The 23,572-nt window shown below is 52.4% G+C and carries 25 protein-coding genes and 1 other RNA gene; 12 read left to right on the forward strand and 14 right to left on the reverse strand.

Annotated elements, in window-relative coordinates:
• Nucleotides 1-136: 136 nt before the first annotated feature.
• Entirely contained in the window at nucleotides 137-1,114 is a 978-nt protein-coding gene (lepB, locus tag KGP21_RS21420; RefSeq protein ID WP_209529348.1) for a signal peptidase I, read from the reverse strand.
• Nucleotides 1,115-1,145: 31 nt separating this feature from the next.
• Nucleotides 1,146-2,945: a translation elongation factor 4 gene (lepA, locus tag KGP21_RS21425; RefSeq protein WP_166733180.1), complete on the reverse strand. Its 1,800-nt coding sequence runs from the start codon at nucleotides 2,943-2,945 to the stop codon at nucleotides 1,146-1,148.
• 532 nt (nucleotides 2,946-3,477) lie between these two features.
• Between lepA and KGP21_RS21430 the strand changes: the two genes are divergently transcribed.
• The gene (locus KGP21_RS21430) at nucleotides 3,478-4,302 is read left to right on the forward strand and encodes a hypothetical protein (protein ID WP_209529350.1); all 825 of its coding nucleotides are present in this window, start codon (nucleotides 3,478-3,480) and stop codon (nucleotides 4,300-4,302) included.
• Here the strand turns inward: KGP21_RS21430 and rseC are convergent.
• From rseC to rpoE, 4 genes are read right to left on the reverse strand one after another with little or no spacing between them, the layout of a single operon-like run.
• Nucleotides 4,299-4,775 (reverse strand): SoxR-reducing system protein RseC, encoded by a 477-nt coding sequence (gene rseC, locus KGP21_RS21435; RefSeq protein ID WP_209529352.1) that lies wholly within the window; start codon nucleotides 4,773-4,775, stop codon nucleotides 4,299-4,301. The genes KGP21_RS21430 and rseC overlap by 4 nt on opposite strands.
• The gene (gene rseB, locus KGP21_RS21440) at nucleotides 4,772-5,731 is read right to left on the reverse strand and encodes a sigma-E factor regulatory protein RseB (protein ID WP_071683948.1); all 960 of its coding nucleotides are present in this window, start codon (nucleotides 5,729-5,731) and stop codon (nucleotides 4,772-4,774) included. Before rseB ends, rseC begins: the two co-directional genes overlap by 4 nt.
• Entirely contained in the window at nucleotides 5,731-6,384 is a 654-nt protein-coding gene (rseA, locus tag KGP21_RS21445) for an anti-sigma-E factor RseA (RefSeq protein ID WP_065686636.1), read from the reverse strand. The genes rseB and rseA overlap by 1 nt, the downstream gene beginning before the upstream one ends.
• A gap of 30 nt (nucleotides 6,385-6,414) precedes the next feature.
• Complete coding sequence (rpoE, locus tag KGP21_RS21450) at nucleotides 6,415-6,990, reverse strand: RNA polymerase sigma factor RpoE (protein ID WP_012146382.1); 576 nt, start codon at nucleotides 6,988-6,990, stop codon at nucleotides 6,415-6,417.
• A 213-nt stretch (nucleotides 6,991-7,203) separates the two neighbouring features.
• Between rpoE and nadB the strand changes: the two genes are divergently transcribed.
• Entirely contained in the window at nucleotides 7,204-8,805 is a 1,602-nt protein-coding gene (gene nadB / locus KGP21_RS21455; protein WP_021807681.1) for an L-aspartate oxidase, read from the forward strand.
• Between the two features lie 4 nt (nucleotides 8,806-8,809).
• On the opposite strand, the gene KGP21_RS21460 is transcribed toward nadB, so the two are convergent.
• A complete protein-coding gene (locus tag KGP21_RS21460) occupies nucleotides 8,810-9,589 on the reverse strand; it encodes a tRNA1(Val) (adenine(37)-N6)-methyltransferase (RefSeq protein ID WP_209529354.1) in 780 nt (259 codons plus the stop codon).
• Between the two features lie 87 nt (nucleotides 9,590-9,676).
• Between KGP21_RS21460 and srmB the strand changes: the two genes are divergently transcribed.
• Entirely contained in the window at nucleotides 9,677-10,993 is a 1,317-nt protein-coding gene (srmB, locus tag KGP21_RS21465) for an ATP-dependent RNA helicase SrmB (protein WP_021178910.1), read from the forward strand.
• Between the two features lie 51 nt (nucleotides 10,994-11,044).
• Here srmB and KGP21_RS21470 read toward each other — a convergent pair whose 3' ends face one another.
• From KGP21_RS21470 to grcA, 3 genes are all read right to left on the reverse strand, one after another.
• Nucleotides 11,045-11,800: an ankyrin repeat domain-containing protein gene (locus KGP21_RS21470; RefSeq protein ID WP_223536221.1), complete on the reverse strand. Its 756-nt coding sequence runs from the start codon at nucleotides 11,798-11,800 to the stop codon at nucleotides 11,045-11,047.
• Nucleotides 11,793-12,755, reverse strand: a complete 963-nt coding sequence (locus KGP21_RS21475; protein ID WP_209529360.1) for a phospholipase — start codon at nucleotides 12,753-12,755, stop codon at nucleotides 11,793-11,795. The genes KGP21_RS21470 and KGP21_RS21475 overlap by 8 nt, the downstream gene beginning before the upstream one ends.
• A gap of 176 nt (nucleotides 12,756-12,931) precedes the next feature.
• A complete protein-coding gene (gene grcA, locus KGP21_RS21480) occupies nucleotides 12,932-13,315 on the reverse strand; it encodes an autonomous glycyl radical cofactor GrcA (protein WP_021178913.1) in 384 nt (127 codons plus the stop codon).
• Nucleotides 13,316-13,663: 348 nt separating this feature from the next.
• On the opposite strand from grcA, the gene ung reads away from it, so the two are divergent.
• Nucleotides 13,664-14,347 carry a uracil-DNA glycosylase gene (ung, locus tag KGP21_RS21485; protein ID WP_021178914.1) on the forward strand — a complete coding sequence of 228 codons (684 nt, stop codon included), beginning with the start codon at nucleotides 13,664-13,666 and terminating at the stop codon, nucleotides 14,345-14,347.
• A gap of 52 nt (nucleotides 14,348-14,399) precedes the next feature.
• Here the strand turns inward: ung and grpE are convergent, their stop codons facing one another.
• Entirely contained in the window at nucleotides 14,400-14,975 is a 576-nt protein-coding gene (gene grpE, locus KGP21_RS21490) for a nucleotide exchange factor GrpE (RefSeq protein WP_021807677.1), read from the reverse strand.
• 124 nt (nucleotides 14,976-15,099) lie between these two features.
• Between grpE and nadK the strand changes: the two genes are divergently transcribed.
• From nadK to bamE, 3 genes are all read left to right on the forward strand, one after another.
• Nucleotides 15,100-15,978 (forward strand): NAD(+) kinase, encoded by an 879-nt coding sequence (gene nadK, locus KGP21_RS21495; RefSeq protein ID WP_021178916.1) that lies wholly within the window; start codon nucleotides 15,100-15,102, stop codon nucleotides 15,976-15,978.
• A gap of 86 nt (nucleotides 15,979-16,064) precedes the next feature.
• Nucleotides 16,065-17,726, forward strand: coding sequence for a DNA repair protein RecN (gene recN / locus KGP21_RS21500; protein WP_218519014.1), 1,662 nt, complete (start codon nucleotides 16,065-16,067; stop codon nucleotides 17,724-17,726).
• Between the two features lie 103 nt (nucleotides 17,727-17,829).
• Complete coding sequence (gene bamE / locus KGP21_RS21505; protein WP_021178918.1) at nucleotides 17,830-18,168, forward strand: outer membrane protein assembly factor BamE; 339 nt, start codon at nucleotides 17,830-17,832, stop codon at nucleotides 18,166-18,168.
• A gap of 113 nt (nucleotides 18,169-18,281) precedes the next feature.
• Here bamE and KGP21_RS21510 read toward each other — a convergent pair whose 3' ends face one another.
• Nucleotides 18,282-18,566 (reverse strand): RnfH family protein, encoded by a 285-nt coding sequence (locus tag KGP21_RS21510; protein WP_021807674.1) that lies wholly within the window; start codon nucleotides 18,564-18,566, stop codon nucleotides 18,282-18,284.
• A complete protein-coding gene (locus KGP21_RS21515; protein WP_021178920.1) occupies nucleotides 18,559-18,993 on the reverse strand; it encodes a type II toxin-antitoxin system RatA family toxin in 435 nt (144 codons plus the stop codon). Before KGP21_RS21515 ends, KGP21_RS21510 begins: the two co-directional genes overlap by 8 nt.
• A gap of 161 nt (nucleotides 18,994-19,154) precedes the next feature.
• Here KGP21_RS21515 and smpB point away from each other — a divergent pair, with 161 nt between their 5' ends.
• From smpB to KGP21_RS21530, 3 genes are all read left to right on the forward strand, one after another.
• Nucleotides 19,155-19,637, forward strand: coding sequence for an SsrA-binding protein SmpB (smpB, locus tag KGP21_RS21520; protein WP_021178921.1), 483 nt, complete (start codon nucleotides 19,155-19,157; stop codon nucleotides 19,635-19,637).
• A gap of 48 nt (nucleotides 19,638-19,685) precedes the next feature.
• Nucleotides 19,686-20,049, forward strand: a transfer-messenger RNA (tmRNA) gene (gene ssrA, locus KGP21_RS21525).
• Nucleotides 20,050-20,252: 203 nt separating this feature from the next.
• Nucleotides 20,253-21,485, forward strand: a complete 1,233-nt coding sequence (locus KGP21_RS21530; RefSeq protein WP_151426414.1) for an integrase domain-containing protein — start codon at nucleotides 20,253-20,255, stop codon at nucleotides 21,483-21,485.
• A 40-nt stretch (nucleotides 21,486-21,525) separates the two neighbouring features.
• On the opposite strand, the gene KGP21_RS21535 is transcribed toward KGP21_RS21530, so the two are convergent.
• Entirely contained in the window at nucleotides 21,526-22,272 is a 747-nt protein-coding gene (locus KGP21_RS21535; protein ID WP_223536224.1) for a hypothetical protein, read from the reverse strand.
• Nucleotides 22,273-22,405: 133 nt separating this feature from the next.
• Here KGP21_RS21535 and KGP21_RS21540 point away from each other — a divergent pair, with 133 nt between their 5' ends.
• Entirely contained in the window at nucleotides 22,406-22,618 is a 213-nt protein-coding gene (locus tag KGP21_RS21540; protein ID WP_151426416.1) for an AlpA family transcriptional regulator, read from the forward strand.
• 248 nt (nucleotides 22,619-22,866) lie between these two features.
• Entirely contained in the window at nucleotides 22,867-23,247 is a 381-nt protein-coding gene (locus KGP21_RS21545) for a hypothetical protein (protein ID WP_223536227.1), read from the forward strand.
• The last annotated feature ends 325 nt before the right edge of the window (nucleotides 23,248-23,572 follow it).

The raw sequence follows: 23,572 nt of genomic DNA on the forward strand, positions 1-23,572 counted from the left end.
GCAGTGGCGCCCAAAAGGGGCCAACTTTTATCGCTCGAGGGGCTATTCTACAACGAGTGGAAATATATTGCTGCGTTTATATAGACCCATTGCCTGTCAAACTGCAGCCTAATTGGCTGCAGTTTGTAAAACGCTATTAGTGAATACCACCGATACGGCTCAATCTGACGCCCGTTGGCCATTCACCTTCCTGCTTTTCAAAACTCATCCAGATCGCCGTGGCTTTACCTACCAGATTCTTCTCAGGCACGAATCCCCAATAACGGCTGTCTGCACTATTATCGCGGTTATCGCCCATCATGAAGTAATGGCCGGCGGGTACTACCCACTCGCCTAACGGCTGGCCTGGCTGCTGATAGTAAGCGCCGATCTGATCTTGTGCGCCGGGCACGGTCAGAATACGGTGAGTTACGTTGCCCAGAGTTTCCTTGCGCTCACCAAGGCGAATACCGCCCTGTGGCACGTTATCCGTCAGAGGGATCTGGAAGAAACCGTTGCTGGTTTCGCCCATGCCACTGCGGGTAAACATCTGCACAAAATCGCTCGGTTGCATATCGCTGTAGGTGACCGCCAATGCGGTATCACACGCCTGGCCACTATTACAGGACTCTTGCACCGTCACGCGCTTATTCACCGGATCATAGGTCACGCGATCGCCAGGTACGCCAATCACGCGCTTGATATAATCCAGTTTGGTGTCGCGTGGATATTTAAATACCGCAATATCACCGCGCTTGGGATGACCGGTTTCAATTAGCGTAGTCTGGGTGATCGGATCCTTTACGCCGTAGGCAAATTTTTCCACCAGAATGAAATCACCAATCAACAGCGTCGGCATCATTGAGCCTGAAGGGATCTGGAACGGTTCGTAAATAAACGAACGCACCACAAACACCAACAGCAATACCGGGAACACCGAAGCCCCGGTTTCAACCCACCCCGGCTGCCTTGCCACTTTCGCCAAGGCCGCTTCGTCGACCGTTCCGGCCGCCTGTGCATTGACCGCCGCGATTTTCGCCCGGCGTGCCGGCGCCCATTTAAAGCGCTCAAAGCACCAGATGATCCCGGTCACCAAAGTGGCAATCGCCAGGATCAAGGCAAACATATTCGCCATGCAAACTCCCTAGTTACGCGAGCTTTCGCTCTTACTTACCGTCTTTACCCACGTGCAGAATGGCCAGGAACGCTTCCTGCGGCAACTCAACGTTACCCACCTGCTTCATGCGTTTTTTACCGTCTTTCTGCTTCTGCAGCAGCTTCTTCTTACGGCTGACGTCGCCGCCGTAGCACTTGGCCAACACGTTTTTACGCAGCTGTTTCACCGTAGAACGAGCGATGATATGCGTGCCGATCGCCGCCTGGATAGCAATATCAAATTGCTGGCGTGGGATCAGCTCTTTCATTTTCTCGACCAGTTCACGGCCACGATACTGTGCGTTATCACGGTGAGTGATCAGCGCCAGCGCATCTACGCGTTCGTTGTTGATCAACACGTCAACGCGCACCATGTCCGAGGCCTGGAAACGTTTGAAGTTATAGTCCAGCGAGGCGTAACCGCGCGAGGTAGATTTCAAACGGTCAAAGAAGTCTAGCACCACTTCGGCCATTGGAATTTCGTAGGTCAGCGCCACCTGGTTACCGTGGTAAACCATGTTGGTCTGTACGCCACGCTTCTCGATACACAGCGTGATCACGTTGCCCAGATATTCCTGCGGCATCAGCATGTGACACTCTGCAATCGGCTCACGCAGTTCAGCGATGTTATTCAACGGCGGCAGCTTGGAAGGGCTGTCGACGTAAATGGTTTCATTGCCGGTGGTTTCGACTTCATACACTACCGTAGGTGCCGTAGTGATCAGCTCCAGATCGTATTCACGCTCCAGACGCTCCTGAATGATCTCCATGTGCAGCAGACCCAGGAAGCCACAGCGGAAACCAAAGCCCAACGCGGTAGAGCTTTCTGGTTCATAGAACAGGGAGGCATCGTTCAGGCTCAGCTTGCCCAGCGCATCGCGGAAGGCTTCATAATCGTCGGAACTGATCGGGAACAGGCCGGCATACACCTGTGGCTTCACTTTTTTGAAGCCTGGCAGCATTTTATCTGCCGGCTGGCGAGCCAGCGTCAAGGTATCGCCCACTGGCGCGCCGAGGATATCTTTAATAGCGCAGACCAACCAGCCCACTTCGCCACAGTTCAGCACGTCGCGATCGACACGTTTCGGGGTGAAGATCCCCAGGCGGTCGGCGTTATAAGTTTGGCCGGTGCTCATGACCTTAACTTTATCGCCCTTACGCAGGGTGCCGTTTTTCACGCGGATCAGGGAGACAACGCCAAGGTAGTTATCAAACCAGGAATCGATGATCAGCGCCTGCAACGGGGCATCCGCATCACCTTCTGGTGGCGGGATATCACGTACCAGACGCTCCAGCACGTCTGGTACGCCAACGCCGGTTTTTGCCGAGCAGCGCACCGCGTCAGTCGCATCAATGCCCACGATATCTTCGATTTCCTGTGCGGCGCGATCCGGATCGGCGGCTGGCAGGTCAATCTTGTTCAACACCGGTACCACTTCCAGATCCATGTCCAGTGCGGTATAGCAGTTGGCCAAGGTCTGGGCTTCTACGCCCTGCCCGGCATCCACCACCAGCAATGCGCCTTCACAGGCAGCCAGTGAGCGGGAAACCTCATAGGAGAAGTCAACGTGCCCAGGGGTGTCGATAAAGTTGAGGTGGTAAACCTGCCCATCATTGGCTTTATAGTCGAGCGTTACGCTCTGCGCTTTGATGGTAATACCACGCTCACGTTCCAGATCCATAGAATCCAGAACCTGTGCAGCCATTTCACGTTCGGTCAGGCCGCCGCAGATTTGGATAATACGGTCAGACAGCGTCGACTTACCGTGGTCAATATGGGCAATGATAGAAAAATTTCTTATGTGTTTCATTTAATTAGTTTTTCTGCCTTGGTATTTCTGAATTACTCGCCTATGGAACCCGCATGGACATAAAGCGACAGTGAATGGGTCGGCTATTTTTCGCCTGAATCGCAGCATTCTACATGCCACAACACTGAAAACCTAGCAATCGGTGTCGGGAAGCTATTCGATTATACGTAGTTTAGTGTTACAACGCGCCGCAGTTGATGAAAGCAGATATTAACGCGGCGAAGGCCTGATAAAAATTGTGGGTTAATTGCGCCAATCCTCTTGGCCAGACACTATTTACCCGGTGGTAATACATATTACGCGATTACGCAATAAACCCAATCTTAATTTTTTAATAAATAATATTTTTATCAATAACTTACAGTTAAATCGCAACGCAGAAGCTTTAGGATAAACCTGATATACGCTCCTTTGCCCCTCGGTTACAAGTGGCAAGAACTTTGGATAAAAACAGACTTCAGGGCACTACGACATCGGCAAGCCCACCAGAGTTCACCAGCATCTCCTCTGAACATTGATTGGAAGGTTTATCATGATCGATAAAGGGCAAATGCTGAGCCGGCACGATTTTTCCAAGGTCAACTGGGGCATTTTGGCAGCGGTAACTCTGCTGTTCACACTCGGTGCGGCGCTGTTATTAATGCCGTTATTGAGCAACATGGAAGATCCTCACGTTCTGGCCTTACTGCAAGCCGGCGCGGCTACCATTCTGTTAGGCACGACTTTGTTGGCATTGCGCCATTATCTGCGGCCAATGCTGACCTATCGCCTGTATGAGCACGGCGTGCGCGTGCTGGATCACCACAGTCATAAAGAACGGTTTATTGCGTTTGAAAAGATTGCCGATATCTACCATTCTCGCGGTAGCATGCTGCTTGGCGGGCTGAACGACAATATGGCGTTTCGCACCTCGGAGGCGGGGTTCTGGTACAGCATCAAGAGCAATATCTCTCACTCCCGGCAGCTGATTGAAACCCTGATCCAGCAACAGATCCAGCAACGCGGCCCGCTGGCATTAAATTCGCTTTATCAGGGGGAAATATTGACCTTCGGCTATCTCATTAGCGGTAGGGGCTGGCTTGGTTCGTGGCAAGAGAAGCCGACTCAAACATTACGGCTTAGCGCTACGACGCTGAGTATCGCCCAGGCGCAGGTTCAGATCGAAAAGATCCACCGGCTGGAAAGCAATCTGCAGCGAGGCACCCTTCGTTTGCTGGATCTACAAGGTAATGAGCTGTTTTCGCTGGGTTATGACTCGCTGTTCAGCGCCGATCTGTTTATTGCGCTGATGGAGCATATGATCAACAACCGCATCCCCGCCTATAACAACCCGGCGATGACGCGGCCGCCGTATTAAATCGGGGATTCGGTTTCAGTATTCAACCGCAAGGCACCGGGCGGCAAACCGATTTGTAGCACCACGGGTTGATAATTGGCCTGTTCGCCGAGGCGTTTTGCCAATGCGCGTGCGATCAGGAAAGCGAGGCAGCCCCCTAAAATCCCACCGAGTGCCGCCGCAGCGTCACTGCCCAACCACCATTGCAGCAGGCCACCGCCTAGCATCATGCCTAATAACGGGGTCAGATAGACCAGCATCGCCGAGCGCAACAGGCTGCCTTCGGCGATACCGACTTCGACGCGCTGGCCGGGTTCCAGAGGCTGGGCGATTGCCACCTGCAGGTGATGTTCACTTTCAGGCACCAGTTCGTCGAACGCGCGAGCACCGCAGCCAGAACGTGCGGTACAGCTGCCACAGCCGGCTTTAGGCTCACAACGCAGCTGTGCCACACCCTGTTGCCACGAGATCACCGTGGCCCACTCTTTCATCATTGCGGCGCTACCTTGAAAGTAATGCTGTCGGCAATGCGTTTCGCCGTTGAAGGAGGTAATTCCCCAACCACGGTAATTTCATTGCCATTACGAATTTCGGTTTGGATGGTGCGGCGGCCCTGACGATAAAACTGTTGGCTGGTATTGCTGCCCGAAGGGCTGACGTTAACCGAGAAGCTGAACAAGCCATCGCTATAAAGCCGCGATTCAACCGGCACCGCCACATTCGGTAACTTGCGGCGATTACGCGCCACCTCGTTAACGCCCGCGGGCAACCAACCGGCATTCCAGGCAAGCTTAACGTCTTCAGCCGCGGGTAAGGTCAATAGCGGTGGCAGATTGGCCTTGAGCAAAGGTTGCATGACGTTTTTCACCTGATCGCCCACCACGACCGAGATGACCCGATACTGTTCCAGCGTTTCGCCATCACGATCGAGTAAATCGACCCGCAGCGGCAGCTTGGTCTCCATATCCATCCAGACCACATAGCTGTAACGGGAGCCGTCACGAGCCACGACGCGGTAGACGTCACAAGGCCGATCGGAAATGCGGGTGCGACCAACGGAGATGAAGTCGTAGTATTTCGCCAGATAGTCAAAATCGGCAAACACGATGGCGGGCAAGGCGTCGACGATGTGATCGCCAGACAGCGTGAACGGTTCCAGACCAGGCTCAAAATAGCTGATCCCACCGCCACGTTGCAGCACTTCCCGACGAGGGCCGTCCATATGCAGCAACTGCCCAAGCGGCTGCTTATCGATCACCGCATGGCGATAGCGTAGCGACTCTATCCCCTGCTTGCTGATGCTGATATAGGCGAGTTCATAGTTGAGTGAACGGCTGGCACTGCTCATTTGTTGCAATAACGCCCCGGACGCAGGTTCCTGCGCCGAGGCGATATTTGAATTGAGCAGGCTGCCCGTTAAAAGACAAACGGAGAACCAGATTTGCTTCATTACTGCTGTTGCATTCCTAAAGACTGAGTTCCAGGAACCTGAACGGCGGCCTGCTGTGGCCTGCTTTGTTCAAGTTGCAGCTGATCGGAGTGCAAACGGCGTTGCAGCTCATAATCCTGCAGCATGGCATTGATACGCTTACGCTGTTCCTGCACCTGCTGCTGTTGACCGCTGCCGGTTGAGAAACTGTCTGCCGGGACGCCCAGGCTGACCGGGGAAGCTTGCCCCATGATTGGCAACGTATTGAACGCTGGTGCTTCAGCCGCGCCTGATTGGGCCGTTGGCTGATTGTACTGTTGCACACCCACGATCACTGCCAGAGAGACACAAGCGGCAACGCCGACTTGAGTGAGCTGACTAGCCCAAGGACGAACCTTGTGCCAGAACGGCAGTTTACCCCAGGTGTGAGGTTGCGGTTGAGATTCGGGAATTGCCGAAGGAACCAGACGAGCGGGCTCTTTTTCCAATGCGGCAGCAACACGGTCTGCGATATCGAAATGCATGACTTGCCCGATATCACCCCGTAACGTGTCACGGATTAGGTGATAGCTCTGCCAGCTTTGTTGAAGCGCCCGATCTTTACTCAATGAACTCAGCAGCTCATTGTCGAGCATTTCACCATCCATCAGAGCGGAAAGCTTTTCTTTCTGCATGCCTAAGTACCCTTCCAGTGTCCGCTATCGCTAACGTTGGATCAGCGGTTGAACTTTATTATCGATAGCCTCCCGAGCACGGAAAATACGTGAACGTACGGTTCCGACCGGGCAATCCATGATGGCGGCTATCTCTTCGTAGCTTAGACCATCCAACTCCCGCAGGGTAATCGCCATGCGAAGATCCTCTGGGAGTGACTCAATGGTACGGAAAACTATCTGTCTCAGTTCTTCTGACAACATTAAGTTCTCAGGGTTCGAAATTTCTTTCAGTGCACCCGCACTTTCGTAATTTTCGGCATCATTGGCATCCACATCGCTTGATGGTGGGCGCCGGCCCTGAGCAACCAGATAATTTTTTGCTGTATTGACAGCAATTCGATACAACCAGGTGTAAAAGGCGCTATCGCCACGGAACGACTCCAGTGCGCGATAAGCTTTAATAAACGACTCCTGCACCACATCCGGCACGTCGCCCTGTGGTACGTAGCGCGAAACGAGACTCGCCACTTTATGCTGGTAACGAATTACCAGTAAGTTAAACGATTTCTGATCGCCCTTTTGGACCCGCTCAACCAGAACCTGATCCGTTAACTGCTCGCTCATCCGAGGTAAATTCTCCCCAAATCTATCTCCACGCGTGAAATTGTACCGCCAGCCATACATTATTTTCCTGAGCAAGCACTCGCTTGGAGTTCATACGGAACGCTAAGTTCCATACCGCCATTGTTTTTTTGTTGATGTCACCTTGTCCGTGGCTTTTGCCCGGACAAGTAGGCTAACATGAATTTCACTCTTCTTCTGCACACATCATACGTTATGCAACCATCATCTGAACATGTTAGCGATGTATTGATCGTCGGTAGCGGTGCTGCTGGCCTCTCCCTGGCGTTGCGCCTGGCGCAACATTGCAAGGTTACTGTACTCAGCAAAGGTCCGCTCAATGAAGGCGCCACCTTTTATGCCCAAGGCGGGATCGCCGCGGTGTTTGATGAAACGGACAGCATCGCCTCGCACGTTGATGACACGCTGATCGCCGGAGCCGGCCTGTGTGACAAAGACGCCGTCGAGTTTATTGCCAGCAATGCGCGCCACTGCGTACAGTGGCTGATCGATCAGGGTGTGCTGTTCGACACCGAAACCAACTCCCAAGGTGAAGAACGCTATCACCTGACGCGGGAAGGCGGGCACAGCCATCGGCGCATCCTCCACGCCGCCGACGCCACCGGCAAAGAAGTAGAGACTACCCTGGTAGCGAAAGCAAGTGCTCACCCCAATATTTGCGTGATGGAGCGCCGCAACGCCGTCGACCTGATCACCTCCAACAAGATCGGCTTGCCGGGCACCAAGCGCGTAGTGGGCGCTTACGTCTGGAACCGTGAGCGGGAGCAGGTGGAAACCTACCGTGCCAAAACGGTGGTGTTAGCCACCGGCGGAGCGGCCAAGGTTTATCAATATACCACCAACCCGGACATCTCTTCGGGCGATGGTATCGCCATGGCCTGGCGCGCTGGCTGTCGTGTCGCCAATCTGGAATTCAACCAGTTTCACCCAACCTGCCTGTTCCACCCGCAGGCACGTAACTTCCTGCTGACCGAAGCGCTGCGCGGTGAAGGTGCCCATCTGAAACGCCCAGACGGCAGCCGCTTTATGCCAGACTTTGATCCGCGTGGTGAGCTGGCTCCGCGTGATATCGTCGCCCGCGCTATTGACCATGAGATGAAACGCCTGGGTGCAGACTGCATGTACCTGGATATCAGCCACAAACCGGCGGAATTTATCACCCAGCACTTCCCGATGATCCACGAAAAGCTGATGACGCTGGGCTTTGACCTGACGCAACAGCCGATCCCGATCGTCCCTGCGGCGCATTACACCTGCGGCGGCGTGATGGTCGATCAGCATGGCCGCACCGATCTGGACGGTTTGTATGCCATTGGCGAAGTGAGCTACACCGGCCTGCACGGGGCCAACCGCATGGCGTCCAACTCGCTGCTGGAATGCCTGGTTTATGGCTGGTCCGCCGCCGAAGATATTCTGACGCGCCTGCCTGCCATCAAGCTGGCCAAACAGTTACCGCAGTGGGATGAAAGCCGCGTGGATGACTCGGATGAACGCGTGGTGATCCAGCACAACTGGCACGAACTGCGGCTGTTTATGTGGGACTACGTCGGGATCGTGCGCACCACCAAACGCCTGGAGCGAGCACTACGCCGCATCAATACGTTGCAGCAGGAGATCGACGAGTATTACGCCAACTTCCGCATCTCCAACAATCTGCTGGAGCTACGTAATCTGGTGCAGGTGGCGGAACTGATTGTGCGCAGCGCGATGGAGCGCAAGGAAAGCCGTGGGCTGCATTACACGCTGGATTACCCGGACATGTTGCCGGAGCCAAAACCCACCATTCTGCAACCCTGAGGCTTCAGTAGTTCAGATAGAAATCGGTAATCAACTGGCGGAAATCGGTGGTGTAGCTGCCATCCGCCAGTTTTATTGCCAACTCCGCCTCTTCTTTTGCCACCGGTTTGCGCGCTAATGCCAGCATCAAGCGGTGCTTTGGCGTATCGGCCCGGTCGCTGATGTTCAGCCGTCGTGCGGTGTGCCAGCCACGTTGGTGGGCATTCACTTCAAAAGCTTCACCAATCTCGTAAGGCAGCACCACGCAGAAATGGCCCTCCGCAGTTATCAACCTTTCAGCGCTATCCAGCAAAGCGTCGTGAGTCAGCGTTTCCGTATAGCGGGCGTTGGTACGGGCCTGATCGCGGCAGGCAACAGAAGGCTCAAAATACGGTGGGTTGCTGACGATCAGATCGTAACAATGGGCATGCTGCTGGGCAAAATGATGGATATCCTGGCTGTGCACCTGGATCTTCTGCGGCCAAGGTGACTCAAACACGTTATCACGCGCCTGCAAGGCGGCGGCGTTATCCAGCTCAACCGCATCGATGGTGGCCTCGCCAGCCGTGCGCTGCGCCAACATCAGGGCGATCAGCCCACTGCCGCAGCCAATATCCAGCACCCGCTGCACGTTATCCACGCTAGCCCAGGCACCGAGCATAACCGCATCGGTACCTACCTTCATCGCACAACGATCGTGGCCGACAAAGAACTGTTTAAAGGTAAAACCGCCGCGGCGCGGGGTCGATTTTGTTTTATTTTGATTACTCACAATGGCCACCAGCAGACAAAACTGGCGTAGCATAAGGCAAACTGATTTAGGGTAAAAGTTAAAAAGGGTGAACCCTGCGGCCATCCCGTCTATAATCGGCGCCCCAAGTAGAGGTAGATAATGACAGCAACCAATTTTTCCGAACTCGAACTCGATGAGCGCCTGATCCTCGCTTTGCGTGATAAAGGCTACGATCGCCCCACCGCTATCCAGGCCGAGGCGATCCCGCCAGCCATGGACGGGCGCGACGTATTAGGTTCGGCACCGACCGGCACAGGCAAAACCGCCGCATTCTTGCTGCCGGTTCTGCAACATCTGCTGGATTTCCCACGCAAGAAGTCTGGCCCACCGCGCGTACTGATCCTCACCCCGACGCGTGAGCTGGCAATGCAGGTGGCCGATCAGGCTCGTGAATTGGCTGCGCATACCTCGCTGGATATCGCCACCATCACCGGCGGCGTGGCGTATATGAACCACGCCGAAGTCTTTAGCGAAAACCAGGACGTGGTGGTTGCCACCACCGGCCGCCTGCTGCAATACATCAAAGAAGAAAACTTTGACTGCCGCGCGGTAGAAACGCTGATCCTGGACGAAGCCGATCGCATGCTCGATATGGGCTTTGCGCAAGACATCGAGACCATCTCGGCCGAAACCCGCTGGCGTACCCAGACGTTGCTGTTCTCCGCAACGTTGGAAGGCGAAGCGATCCGCGAGTTTGCCGAGCGTATCCTGAAAGATCCGGTTGAGGTTGAAGCCGATCCTTCCCGCCGCGAACGTAAAAAGATCCTGCAATGGTATTACCGCGCCGATGACGTGAAGCATAAAACCGCCCTGCTGGTGCATCTGTTGCAACAGCCGGACGTGCAGAAGTCAGTGATCTTTGTACGTAAGCGTGAGCGCGTGCATGAGCTGGCCGCCTGGCTGCGTGAAGCAGGCATCAACACCTGCTATCTCGAAGGGGAAATGGTGCAGGCCAAGCGTAACGAAGCGGTAAAACGCATGATGGATGGCCGCGTCAACGTGCTGGTCGCTACCGACGTTGCAGCACGCGGGCTGGATATCCTGGATATCACCCACGTGTTCAACTTCGATATGCCGCGCACTGCCGATACCTATCTGCATCGCATTGGCCGTACTGGCCGTGCCGGGCGTAAAGGCACCGCCATTTCGCTGGTAGAAGCGCACGACCATCTGCTGCTGGGCAAAGTGGGGCGTTACCTCAATGAGCCACTGAAAGCCCGCGTGATCGACGAACTGCGTCCATCCACCAAGGTGCCTAGCGAGAAGAGCAACGGTAAGCCCTCGAAGAAGGTGCTGGCCAAGCGCATCGAAGACAAGCTGAAGAACAAAGAGAAGGCCAAGGTGAAGGTACGCCATCGCGACGCGAAAAACGTCGGTAAGCGCCGCAAGCCAAAAGCCAAACCAGACGCAGAATAATCTCTCTGCCATCAAAAAACCGCCATCACTTAGAGGGCGGTTTTTCTATTTTCAAAGCTGAGTATAGTGCTCAGCCAATTGCTGACTTTTGAGCCAGACCTCCAATTGGCGGTACTGTTCACGCAACTCGCTATTCTGCAAATGCATTGGCGTCTGGGCAAAATAATACTGGAACGTTCTCCCTTGCTGATTTTGTGCCTTGGCATCAGCCCCCGTTTGTAACAGCAGCAACGCCAACTCTGGTGCGTTGATTTTTGCGGCCAGGTGCAAGGGCGTATCCCCTACTCTGTCACTCAAGGTACTATCAGCCCCGGCATTCAACAGCATACGCACCTGCTCCTCCCGCCCCGCAAGCACGGCAGCGGCTAATGGCGTAGCACCAGTGACCAGATTACGCATATTAACCTGGGGAGCCTGTTGCAATAACAAGCGTAAATATTGCGCATCCTTAACCATCGCCGCCGTATGCAATGCCCCGTTGCCCTCCATACCAGGCTGCCCAATATCTGCTCCCGCCTGTATCAACGCCTGTACACTGCCTGGCCTCTGCTGCAGAATCGCCCACTGCAACAGTGTGATCTGCAAATCTCCCCGCACATAAAGCCGTTCAATCGTTGCTTGCTGGCTAATTTGCCAAACGTCATCTTCAGCCACCGCCTGTGATAAAGACAGGATATTGGTACCCGCAAATGGCGAAGTTTGCTGTTCCATATAGTGCTCCTTGGCTACCATCAATAACCCAGCGATCCCAAACAGGGGCACAATGAGAGCCGCTATCCCGCAGCCTCTGCACCATCTTTTAGGCATTCGCCTTGATCTCCCAAGGCTTCTGTTCCGCCATTGAACTGATTACCTTGTCGATACCATGGGCCGTCATGCTGCGATCGAAATATTTGCTCGGCCGCCAAGCATCAGTGCCGCTCAGAGTCTCATTGTTGGCAATGGTTATTTTATGCCCGATCGCATCGGGAAGCAGTGACGTCGACTCCTGCGTCCCCGTCAACATGTCGTATTGTTCGCTGTAACGACGGATCCCGCCAGCTTCTGCATCTTGCTTTGCCGCCGCGGGATTAATACCGAAACGGTTGAGAGTATGATCGGAAACCCCCACAGCGTTGAATGTTACTGCCAAAGAACCCGTTGCCAGCGCTGCCGTTGCTGCCAACCCTCCCCCCAACGAATGACCGGTGATCACCAATCCGTCACCAAACACCGCTTTGGCATTCTTGGCAATCGCCACAGCATGATTGTACTGCACATCGTCGTACCCCGTAGCCTGACGCACATTACTCAGCCAATCGCGCATGTCATTAGTACCGGCGAAGGCCAGCACATAGTGCTGCTTATTCGAATAAATACCCGCCTGTAACCCCGAGGCTGTATCCAATAAACTTGCGGGGTCAATGCCAAAACCCAGCAAATCGTTATCACTCATGCGCGAAAAACCCTCTGCACCCTGCCCCGTAAGGTTGTAGACATCCTTGGCCAATAGCGCCAAAGAGTAATCGCCCTGCTGAGACTCTTGCCCACGAGACATCTCCAGCTTTGGGGCCAAAGGTACCGCAGCAGAGAGGTCGCGAGTCAGTGAATCCAACAGGTTTTGTGCATTACGACTATTTTCAGAGGGGGGCGACACAGCAACGTTTGTCACCTGCGGCTCGTCGGTGTGGACTGGTTTTATTGCGTCTTGAGCCGGAGGTGCCGCAGCAGATACCGCGGTAATGGGCGTCAACGTCGAGATGAAACTCAAAGGCAAACTCATAAAGACTCCTTATCCATAGACAGCCCCAAATGGAACTGATTTAGCTATCGGCGAGTCCTACGAGTTCTGTAATGGGAATGATTATTTTTTGCAGCTAATGTGATCAAAATCTGTTTTCTGCCGTGAAGGCATTAAAAAAGGGAGCCGAAGCTCCCTTTTGTCTACCTAGCCGAAAATTACAGGCTTTCGGTAAAGGTACGTGCGATAACGTCACGTTGCTGTTCTGGCGTCAGTGAGTTGAAACGCACCGCATAACCAGAAACACGAATGGTCAGTTGCGGGTATTTTTCTGGGTTCTTAACGGCATCTTCCAGCGTTTCACGGCGCAGCACGTTCACGTTCAGGTGCTGACCACCTTCTACGCGCACGGTAGGTTGCATTTCCATCGGCACTTCGCGGTACTCGATCTGGCCCAGTTCGCTAACAGGCACGATCTGATCTTCCGCGTAATCCGCTTTGGCACAGACACAGCGCGCTTCTGATTTCTCTTCATCCAGCAGCCAGAAAGAGTTCACCAGTGCTTGATTGTTCGCTTTAGTGATTTGAATACCAGTAATCATTTTGTTGCCTCCGTAATAGGGCGAAAAATTTCTACGTCGCCGAAAACTCGATTGTGGTTTCCGGCCATTTGGTAAAACCAATGTTGTCTTGTTGTTCTGTATACCAGTCAAACCGGGTCAATTCTTTGACTAAAATCAATTTTTACGGGGTAGCCGAATGAGCAGCAGAGGCAAATTTATGTTTTATATCAATTTTACCTTTTTGCTCGTTAAAATTATTTTTGTAAATTTTCAAAAATATTTGTATATCTCGCTCACCATACCCATGGAAAAAGCGGGTTTCGCCGAGCGGAGGTTAACGGTAAGCTATGCACCATGAATTGCTAACAAAAACAAAGGAGAGTGCTTATGTCTACCTCCCTCACCTGGCACGACGTCATCGGCAAAGAGAAAGAGCAGCCCTACTTTCTCGATACACTCGCCTTTGTAGCTAATGAACGCCAGGCTGGTAAGACCATTTATCCACCGCAGAAAGACGTGTTTAATGCTTTCCGCTTTACCGAGTTGGCGGACGTCAAAGTGGTGATCCTGGGGCAAGATCCCTATCACGGCCCGAACCAGGCCCATGGCCTGTCGTTTTCCGTGCGCCCAGGCATCCCTGCACCGCCTTCACTGGTCAATATGTACAAAGAGCTGGTGACGGATATCCCCGGCTTTGAACGCCCGACACACGGCTGCCTGCAAAGCTGGGCCGAGCAAGGCGTACTGCTGCTCAATACCGTATTAACCGTTGAAGGTGGCCGCGCGCATTCTCACGCCAATCTGGGCTGGGAAACCTTTACCGACAAGGTCATTGCCGCGCTAAACGAAAATCGCGAGGGTGTCGTGTTCCTGCTGTGGGGGTCACACGCACAAAAGAAAGGGAGCTTTATCGATCGCCAGCGCCATCATGTGTTGAAAGCGCCGCATCCCTCCCCGCTTTCTGCCCATCGCGGTTTCCTGGGTTGCCACCACTTTTCGCAAACCAATCAATTACTGGAACAACAAGGCCTGGCACCGATTGACTGGGTGCCGCACCTGCCGCAGGAATGATCCAGCCACAAAAAAGGCACCACGAAGGTGCCTTTATCCTCAGCAGGTCTTATTAAGACTTGGCTTTGGATACCGCAACCATCGCAGGGCGCAGCAGACGGCCATTCAGCGTATAGCCTTTCTGCATCACCATCATCACATGGTTCGGCTGATGGTCGGCTGATTCCATCAGGCTCATCGCCTGGTGAACGTCTGGGTTGAATGGCACGTTGAGCTCGCCTACCACTTCGATGCCGTACTTGCGTACCGCGTCCAGCAGTGACTTCAGCGTCAGCTCAATCCCTTCGATCATCGCGACCAGTTCAGGGTTGTTCTTGTCCGCCAGCTCCAGCGCACGCTCCAGGTTGTCGATCACCGGCAGCAAATCACCGGAGAATTTTTCCAGCGCGAATTTGTGGGCCTTCTCGACATCCTGCTCGCTACGGCGACGAACGTTTTCCATTTCGGCCTTGGCACGCAGCACACTATCACGCTCGCGTTGCTGAGCTTCAGCCAGTTGGGCTTCCAACTCGGCAATGCGATCATCGCGCAGATCGGCGCCTGCCGCCATGGCTTCCTCGTGCTGTGCTTGCTGTTCCATTTCTTCCGAGGCTTGCTCGTTTGGCGTCTTCTGTTCTTTACTACTCATGAATATCTCCGCGTTTTAGCATTAATCTCGCAACTTGGCTTATTATGGGGATCAAAACCGGGGTTTCAAGTCAACCGGTCACAATGTGGGGCATAAACCGTCCCTGGTGAGGAAAATGGCAGCGATGAAGAAAAAATTTGCATCTATTGGCATTGTTGGGCACCCGCGTCACCCTTCCGCATTGGCTACTCATGAAATGCTGTTCGAATGGTTGGTTGCCCGTGGCTACAAGGTGATCCTTGAACGCCAGATTGCCCACGATTTGGGTATGAAAGACGTAGATACCGGCAGCCTGGCGGAGATTGGTCAACGGGCCGATCTTGCCGTCGTGGTGGGTGGTGACGGTAACATGCTGGGCGCAGCGCGCGTATTGGCGCGTTATGACATCAAGGTGATTGGGGTAAACCGTGGCAATCTCGGCTTCCTGACCGATCTCGACCCGGACAACGCACTCCAGCAGTTGGCGGACGTGCTGGAAGGGGAATATATCGACGAGAAGCGCTTCCTGCTGGAAACCATCGTCCATAAAGAGCACCAGCAATGCCGCGTCAGCACCGCGATTAACGAAGTGGTGTTACACCCTGGCAAGGTGGCGCACATGATCGAGTTCGAAGTCTATATTGACGATCGCTTCGCCTTCTCGCAGCGTTCCGATGGCCTGATCATCGCCACGCCAACCGGTTCCACCGCCTACTCGCTTTCCGCAGGCGGGCCCATTCTGACTCCGTCGCTGGAAGCCATCGCGCTGGTGCCAATGTTCCCGCACACGCTTTCCGCCCGGCCGCTGGTGATCAACGGTGACAGCACCATTCGCCTGAAGTTTTCCCATATCGGCAGCGATCTGGAAATCAGCTGCGACAGCCAGATCGCCCTGCCCATCCAGGAAGGCGAAGAGGTACTGATCCGCCGCAGCGACTTCCACTTAAACCTGATCCACCCCAAGGACTACAGCTATTTCAATACGTTGAGTACCAAACTGGGCTGGTCAAAAAAATTATTCTAAAAATGGCGCCAACCGCTTTACTGTATATAAAACCAGTTTATACTGTATGAAATCACAGTTATGTGTTTATGAACAGGAAGGTCCCTATGTTGGCGCAATTAACCATCAGCAATTTTGCTATCGTTCGTGAGTTGGAGATCGACTTTCAAGCGGGTATGACGGCAATCACCGGTGAAACCGGTGCCGGTAAGTCGATTGCTATTGATGCGTTAGGCCTGTGCCTCGGCAATCGCGCCGACGGCAACGTGGTACGTCTGGGGGCCTCCCGTGCCGATATCTGTGCCCGCTTCTCACTGGCAGATACCCCATCCGCCCGCGAATGGCTGGAGCAAAACCAGCTGGATGACAGCAACGAGTGCCTGCTGCGCCGCGTGATCGGGACAGATGGCCGCTCCCGTGGCTTTATCAACGGCACCGCCGTTCCCCTTTCCCAATTAAGGGAACTTGGCCAGCGCCTGATCCAGATCCATGGCCAGCATGCCCACCAATTGCTGCTAAAACCCGAACACCAAAAACAGTTGCTGGATGCCTATGCTGGCGAACCGGCCTTGCAGGCCGCCATGCACCAGGCCTACCACCAATGGCATCAAAGCTGCCGCGAACTGGCGCACCATCAGCAACAATCTCTCGAGCGCGATGCCCGCAAGCAACTGCTGCAATACCAGTTGAAAGAACTGAACGAATTCACCCCACAGGCCGGTGAGTTTGAGCAGATCGACAGCGAATACAAGCGCCTGGCCAACAGCGGCCAGTTGCTGACCCTCAGCCAGCAGGCCCTGCAACTGCTGGCCGATGACGAACAACACAACATGCTCAGCCAGCTCTACACCACCAAGCACCTGCTGATGGACCTGATCGGTATGGATGAGAAGCTAAGCGGCCTGCTTGACATGCTGGAAGAAGCCTCGATCCAAATCAGCGAAGCCAGCGATGAACTGCGCCATTACGCAGACCGCATGGATCTCGATCCCAACCGCCTGCATGAGCTGGAACAGCGCCTGTCGCGCCAAATCAGCCTGGCACGTAAGCACCATGTTTCACCGGAAGAATTACCCGGCCTGCATCAACAACTGCTGGATGAGCAACAGCTGCTTTCCCAACAGGCCAGCGATCAGCAACACCTGAGCGAAGCGGTCAACCTGCATCATCAACAGGCGCTGGCGCTGGCTGAGCAGTTGCACCAGAAGCGGCAGCACTATGCAGCCGAGTTAACTACCCTGATCACCGAAAGCATGAATGCGCTCTCGATGCCGCACGGCAAATTTAATATCGACGTCCGCTTTGAACCGGAATACCTGAGCAGCGAGGGGGCCAGCCGCGTTGAGTTCTGCGTCTCCACCAACCCGGGGCAACCGCTGCAGCCGTTGGCAAAAGTGGCCTCCGGCGGTGAGCTTTCCCGCATCGCGTTAGCCATCCAGGTCATTACCGCCCGTAAAATGGAAACCCCGGCGCTGATCTTCGATGAGGTAGACGTAGGCATCAGTGGCCCAACGGCCGCCATTGTTGGCCGCCTGCTGCGTCAGTTGGGTGAATCAACCCAGGTTATGTGCGTGACCCACCTGCCACAGGTCGCCGGTTGCGGTCATCAGCATTTATTTGTCAGTAAGCAAACCGACGGCACGGAAACCGAAACCCAGATGTCCCCCTTGGACAAACGTGCCCGTCTGCAAGAGCTGGCGCGCCTGCTCGGCGGCAGTGAAGTCACTAAAAATACGCTGGCAAACGCAAAAGAATTGCTGGCCGCATAACTTTTTTACTTTCCTGAGGTCATAATTAGGCCCTGTAAAGGTTCCCAACTGCTGCAAGGTCTATTATCATCGGCATCCTATGCCCTAAAGGAATGTGATTATTATGCGCTGTAAAATGCTGACAGCTGCCGCTGTGGTTCTTGTGATGCTGACCGCAGGCTGTTCTACTTTTGAGAAGGTGGTTTACCGGCCTGATATCAACCAGGGTAACTACCTGACACCAACCGACGTGGCAAAAATCCACAAGGGAATGACGCAACAACAGGTTGCTTACACATTGGGCACGCCAATGATGCAGGATCCGTTTGGTACCCAGACGTGGTTCTACGTGTTCCGCCAAGAGCCAGGCCATGAGAAGATCACGCAGCAAACGCTGACGTTGACGTTCGACAGCGCTGGCGTGTTGACGGATCTGCAGAATAAACCGGCACTGACCGAGTAAGCCGAGCCGGAGCTGTCATCCGGCCCATGGGGGAAGAGTGAAATCCTTCATGACAGTCGCAGGCTGCAACTCGGAAGACAACGTTCTGATGAAGATAAGGCGCATTCAGCGCCTTATTTTTTTGCCTTTTCCGCCCGCTGACGGCGCAGTTCTTTCGGATCGGCAATCAATGGCCGGTAAATCTCTACCCTGTCGCCATCATTGAGCACATCGCTCAGCTTGGCCGGTCGGCTGTAAATACCCACCTTGTTGCTGGCCAAATCGATATCGCTCCGTAGATCTAACAGCCCAGAAGCCAGGATGGCCTGCTCAACGCTGCTGCCTGCGGCCAACTTAACCTGGCGCACATACTGGCGTTCTGGCAACGCATAGACCACCTCAACGCGTATCTCAGACACTGTAGACCTCTTTGGCGCGCTGAGTGAACGCTTGCACCATGCTACCGGCCAGTTCTTTAAACACTTTACCGAAGGCCAGCTCGATCAGTTTGTTGGTGAACTCAAAATCCAGGTGCAGCTCTACCTTGCACGCCTCGGGGCTTAACGCGGTGAACTGCCAGCCGCCCATCAGCTTGCGGAACGGGCCATCGACCAGCTGCATATTGATGCTTTGGTTATCCAGCAGCGTATTGCGCGTGGTAAAGGTTTTGCTGATGCCGGCTTTTGCCACCTCTACCGCGGCGGTCATTTCATTTGGGGAAGCGGCAATCACCCGGCTGCCGGTGCATCCTGGCAGAAAATCGGGGTAAGAATGAACATCGTTAACCAACTGATACATCTGCTCAGCGCTGAATGGCACTAAGGCAGAACGACTGATCTGGGGCATATCATTTCCTGAGAGGCAAAAAACGTACAGATAATACCATTTATCTGGCGCCAAACAAAAAATCTGCTACGCGCGGCACGGATCCAAAATGCGAGAAATTGCGCAGGTGCTGAGTGGGAAAGGATTTCTTTCGCTGCGTCATCCAGTATAATGAGCGCACTATGACAAAGAAAAAAGCATACAAACCCGGTTCCGCGACCATTGCACAAAACAAGCGAGCACGTTTCGAATACTCCATCGAAGAGGAGATCGAGGCGGGTTTGGCCCTGCAAGGTTGGGAAGTAAAATCACTGCGTGCTGGCAAAGCTAACATCAGCGACAGTTATGTGATGTTCCGCGACGGTGAAGCCTATCTGTTTGGCGCCACCATTTCGCCGCTGAACGTCGCTTCAACTCATGTGGTATGCGATCCAACACGTTCCCGTAAACTCCTGCTGAAAAAACGTGAGCTAGACTCACTGATCGGCCGCGTTACCCGCGATGGTTATACCGTCGTCGCCCTCTCCATGTATTGGAAAAATGCCTGGAGCAAGGTGAAGATTGGCGTAGCCAAAGGTAAGAAAGAACACGATAAGCGCGATGACATCAAAGATCGTGAGTGGCAGACGGCGAAAGCCCGTATCATGAAGCATGCCAATCGTTAAGCCGCTGGCTTAACAGGGTAATCTTCTGTTATACTGCACAAAGTACTTGGGGCTGATTCTGGATTCGACGGGATTTGCGAAGCCCTAGGAGCATGCCGAGGGGCGGTTTGCCTCGTAAAAAGCCGCAAAAAAATAGTCGCAAACGACGAAAACTACGCACTAGCAGCTTAATACCCTGCTTAGAGCCCTCTCTCCCTAGCTTCCGCTCTTAAGACGGGGATAAAGAGAGGTCAAACCCAAAAGAGATCGCATGGAAGTCCTGCCTGGGGCTAAAGTGCTAAATCTAATCAGGCTAGTTTGTTAGTGGCGTGTCCATCCGCAGCTGACCGGCGAATGTAAAGATTGGACTAAGCATGTAGTGCCGACGGTGTAGTAATTTCGGACGGGGGTTCAAATCCCCCCAGCTCCACCAAATTCTTGGTTGATGGTTACCAGAGCCATCCAACGAAGTCCTAGAAGCCCGCATGGCGCAAGCCCTGCGGGCTTTTTTGTACCTTCAATTTGTCCCTCGAAGTCTGAAGCCACCTAATTAAATCCGAACCTTTTAGGCACCTTGTTAGGCACCTCGTAAAGCATTATTGTTTTTGAGGTGCCTAAAACTATGGAAACCCTGCAATGGCAAGACAAACCAAACCTTTATCCGTCAAGGAAATCGAATCCGCCAAACCCAAGGAAGCGGACTACGTTCTCTATGATGGCGATGGCCTCGAGCTACTCATCAAATCAAGCGGCAGTAAGATCTGGCAGTTTCGCTACATTCGCCCTGTCACTAAGAAGCGTGCGAAAAAGAGCATTGGCCCTTATCCGTCAGTCACCCTTGCCGATGCTCGAAGCTACCGGGCAGAAGCTCGTGCTCTCCTGACAAAACAGATCGATCCTCAGGAGCACCAGCAAGAACGACTCCGCAGCACTCTTGAAGCCAAAACCAATACTTTCAAACTCGTAGCCGAACGTTGGTGGAATGTGAAGAAAACCAGCGTAACAGAGGACTATGCGGTAGATATCTGGCGCTCACTTGAAAGAGATGTTTTCCCAGCGATTGGCGATATGAGCATCACTGATATTAAAGCACATACTCTGGTCCAAGCAATTCAACCTGTTCAGGCTCGCGGAGCATTGGAAACTGTCCGTCGCCTGTGCCAACGCATCAATGAGGTCATGGTTTATGCTCAAAACACAGGTCTGATTGATGCAGTCCCCAGCGTCAATATTGGTAAGGCATTCGAGAAGCCTCAGAAAAAGAACATGCCCAGCATCCGTCCGGACCAGCTACCGCAACTCATGCAGACGATGCGTACCGCCAACATTATCCTACCAACACGGTGCCTGTTCATGTGGCAACTTCTTACTATCACCCGCCCTGCCGAAGCGGCTGAAGCCCGCTGGGACGAGATAGATCTGGAAGCACGAGAATGGAAAATCCCCGCATCACGCATGAAAATGAACCGTGATCACACTGTTCCATTGTCAGATCAAGCAATGGCCGTTTTAGAAACGATGAAACCGCTATGTGTAAATCGAGAGTTTGTCTTTCCCAGTCGAATCAAACCGACTCAATCAATGAACAGTCAAACGGTGAATGCGGCACTAAAACGCGCCGGGTTAGGTGGCATACTCGTGTCTCACGGCTTGCGATCTATTGCTAGTACTGCACTCAATGAAGAAGGCTTTTCGCCTGACGTGATTGAAGCTGCACTTGCCCATGTCGATAAGAATGAGGTTCGTCGTGCGTATAACCGCAGTGATTATCTTGAGCAGCGACGACCTATGATGCAATGGTGGGCTGATTTCGTAACTAACGCTGAGGACGGGAAAGCGCACAAGGGAACGTTGCGATTGGTCGGATAACATCGCATTAACAACGCAAAAATGGAGTGCCCCCAGCGCTTCATTTTTTTTTCTTAGTCCGAACCGTATTATTAAATGCTTCTCGAAGCAGCTCATCTTTGTAGGCCCATTGTTTTAAAGTAATAACTAAATTCTCATACTTTAAGTCAATTTTTTTCCCAAGATGATTCTCACTCTCAATAAACTCCCAAAGCTTATCCGCAATCGCCCGTGCTGCAATATCTCTTTTTCGCCACCCTCCATCAGATGGTACATTTTCGTACAACAACTTTACAGCCTGCTCTTTCACTGGAATATTCAGCGCGGCCTTAGCAATACCGCCTTTGGCAGCCCCCTGTGCTCTATACCAATCAGACAATTCCATTTTTATTGTTTGGCTGAGTGTCATACACATTCCTCTCGCAACCTCAATATGACATACCGCCTTAAAAAGAGCTTCGAGTGATTCGCAATCATTTACATTGCGCAAATATATTCCTTTCTGACGCTCCCTAAGAGCACTCTCTAGCTTTCCATAAAAAGATCCGAAAGCACTAGGCCACCCATCAGTATTTTTTCGGTTGAGCCCAGGATCTAAAGAAGTGAATGAAAGTTCCACTCTGAAAAAAGGGTCCGCCGATGTGAATTCATCAGTGAGCTGTTCCAGAAAAAGCTGAATGTCAGGATTTTCGTAGTCCAGCATGGGCCACGCTGATTCCCACGGCGTATTTTGCACCCAATCTGGTATCGTTCCACGTACATCGTCGAAGCTTTTAATCAAAAAATCGTAAGTTTCTTTGAAGTTCATATTCAATAAAATCAATCAGTTAAGTTATTTGTGATTCAAATAAAAAAAAACGAGAAGGCACAGATATTTTCTAAAAACGACCACGCCCCTAATCTGCCTGCATCCAAACCAACATGATTCAGGAGAAAAAGCAATGACATCATCTAATGTTAAAGTTCTACGCTTACCCGCTGTCGCGCTCAAAACAGGTCTTTCCAGGTCCACAATCTATGACTGGATGAACCCAAAATCTCCCCGCTTTGACTCAACGTTTCCAAGACCAAGGTCTTTGGGGAGTCAGTCAGTGGGATGGCTAGAAGCTGAACTTGATGAATGGATTCTACAACGAATCCACTCTGTTCCATGAAGATTTATTTCACAGCGGGTGGATAGATTAGTGTGTATACCCTAAATAACCCGAGTTGCAGGAAGGCAGCAACTAAGCAAATCCCCAAGAGCTTACACAAGTAAGTGACAGGGGTGAGCAAAAGCAGCCGACGCACATGCAACTTGAAGTATGACGGGTATATGTCTTTTTACACTGCTATTTCGCTACTAATAGCAGAATAGCTGCCAGTTCGTAATCCCTTCGTTAAAAATTTTATTGGAGAACGCATGTCAAAAAAAGTCACCACCAACTTTAAGGATGAGTCTCTTATTGTTGATATAGATAATTTTTGTTACGTGAAAGATATTTCACGCTCTACTGGTATTGAATTAGGAATGAAAATAGTAATTCCCTTTTTTAACAAAATCACATCATGTCATTATGAAGCAAAGCAGATTGAAGAAATATTATTAAGACAATCGATAAATGAGCATATTTCACAGGTTCGCGGCACCCCTGAAATCACATATGAGGAGTTTTTTTTGACTGTTTGGAATACTCACATTAAAAGTGCGCTTTGGATACCATCGATTGAAAATTTCCAAAAAAAAAACCAACGATGGTTCGATGGGGAAATTGGAGAAAAAAAGTATAACAGAGAGACTTGAAGTCCTGGTAGATGCAAACAGAGCGAAAGCAGCCATCCACATTCATACAGACCGAATAACTGATGATAATAGCCAGTATGTTAAGGGGTATTCAAATACTATTCTCCTTAAAGAAACCTCATATGAGGGATACCACTTTGATATTAACAACATCGTAGTATTACCTATTTCTGAGCTGATAATATTCGGGGTAAAAGAGGTATTAAAAAGAAAGAATATCTATTTCCATTACCCTCATATTTGTTGGATAAACATTTACCACACCAATAATTTGGCAGTCATGCTCCCGATTATTTGTGAAGCTAACCTGCCACAGTGCACCAGA

Origin of the sequence: Serratia sp. JSRIV004 (assembly GCF_019968705.1) — a bacterium.
Lineage (GTDB): Bacteria > Pseudomonadota > Gammaproteobacteria > Enterobacterales > Enterobacteriaceae > Chania > Chania fonticola_B.

Bases quoted from the DNA above. Each gene is read 5' to 3' on its own strand.
- grcA (WP_021178913.1), bottom strand. From the start codon at position 13,315: ATGATTACTGGTATTCAAATCACTAAAGCGAACAATCAAGCACTGGTG.
- nadB (WP_021807681.1), top strand. From the start codon at position 7,204: ATGCAACCATCATCTGAACATGTTAGCGATGTATTGATCGTCGGTAGC.
- KGP21_RS21515 (WP_021178920.1), bottom strand. From the start codon at position 18,993: ATGCCCCAGATCAGTCGTTCTGCCTTAGTGCCATTCAGCGCTGAGCAG.
- KGP21_RS21530 (WP_151426414.1), top strand. From the start codon at position 20,253: ATGGCAAGACAAACCAAACCTTTATCCGTCAAGGAAATCGAATCCGCC.
- rseB (WP_071683948.1), bottom strand. From the start codon at position 5,731: ATGAAGCAAATCTGGTTCTCCGTTTGTCTTTTAACGGGCAGCCTGCTC.
- KGP21_RS21470 (WP_223536221.1), bottom strand. From the start codon at position 11,800: ATGCCTAAAAGATGGTGCAGAGGCTGCGGGATAGCGGCTCTCATTGTG.
- KGP21_RS21540 (WP_151426416.1), top strand. From the start codon at position 22,406: ATGACATCATCTAATGTTAAAGTTCTACGCTTACCCGCTGTCGCGCTC.
- recN (WP_218519014.1), top strand. From the start codon at position 16,065: ATGTTGGCGCAATTAACCATCAGCAATTTTGCTATCGTTCGTGAGTTG.
- grpE (WP_021807677.1), bottom strand. From the start codon at position 14,975: ATGAGTAGTAAAGAACAGAAGACGCCAAACGAGCAAGCCTCGGAAGAA.
- srmB (WP_021178910.1), top strand. From the start codon at position 9,677: ATGACAGCAACCAATTTTTCCGAACTCGAACTCGATGAGCGCCTGATC.
- bamE (WP_021178918.1), top strand. From the start codon at position 17,830: ATGCGCTGTAAAATGCTGACAGCTGCCGCTGTGGTTCTTGTGATGCTG.
- KGP21_RS21430 (WP_209529350.1), top strand. From the start codon at position 3,478: ATGATCGATAAAGGGCAAATGCTGAGCCGGCACGATTTTTCCAAGGTC.
- rseA (WP_065686636.1), bottom strand. From the start codon at position 6,384: ATGCAGAAAGAAAAGCTTTCCGCTCTGATGGATGGTGAAATGCTCGAC.
- rpoE (WP_012146382.1), bottom strand. From the start codon at position 6,990: ATGAGCGAGCAGTTAACGGATCAGGTTCTGGTTGAGCGGGTCCAAAAG.
- nadK (WP_021178916.1), top strand. From the start codon at position 15,100: ATGAAGAAAAAATTTGCATCTATTGGCATTGTTGGGCACCCGCGTCAC.
- lepB (WP_209529348.1), bottom strand. From the start codon at position 1,114: ATGGCGAATATGTTTGCCTTGATCCTGGCGATTGCCACTTTGGTGACC.
- KGP21_RS21535 (WP_223536224.1), bottom strand. From the start codon at position 22,272: ATGAACTTCAAAGAAACTTACGATTTTTTGATTAAAAGCTTCGACGAT.
- KGP21_RS21460 (WP_209529354.1), bottom strand. From the start codon at position 9,589: ATGCTACGCCAGTTTTGTCTGCTGGTGGCCATTGTGAGTAATCAAAAT.
- smpB (WP_021178921.1), top strand. From the start codon at position 19,155: ATGACAAAGAAAAAAGCATACAAACCCGGTTCCGCGACCATTGCACAA.
- KGP21_RS21545 (WP_223536227.1), top strand. From the start codon at position 22,867: ATGTCAAAAAAAGTCACCACCAACTTTAAGGATGAGTCTCTTATTGTT.
- ung (WP_021178914.1), top strand. From the start codon at position 13,664: ATGTCTACCTCCCTCACCTGGCACGACGTCATCGGCAAAGAGAAAGAG.
- lepA (WP_166733180.1), bottom strand. From the start codon at position 2,945: ATGAAACACATAAGAAATTTTTCTATCATTGCCCATATTGACCACGGT.
- rseC (WP_209529352.1), bottom strand. From the start codon at position 4,775: ATGATGAAAGAGTGGGCCACGGTGATCTCGTGGCAACAGGGTGTGGCA.
- KGP21_RS21475 (WP_209529360.1), bottom strand. From the start codon at position 12,755: ATGAGTTTGCCTTTGAGTTTCATCTCGACGTTGACGCCCATTACCGCG.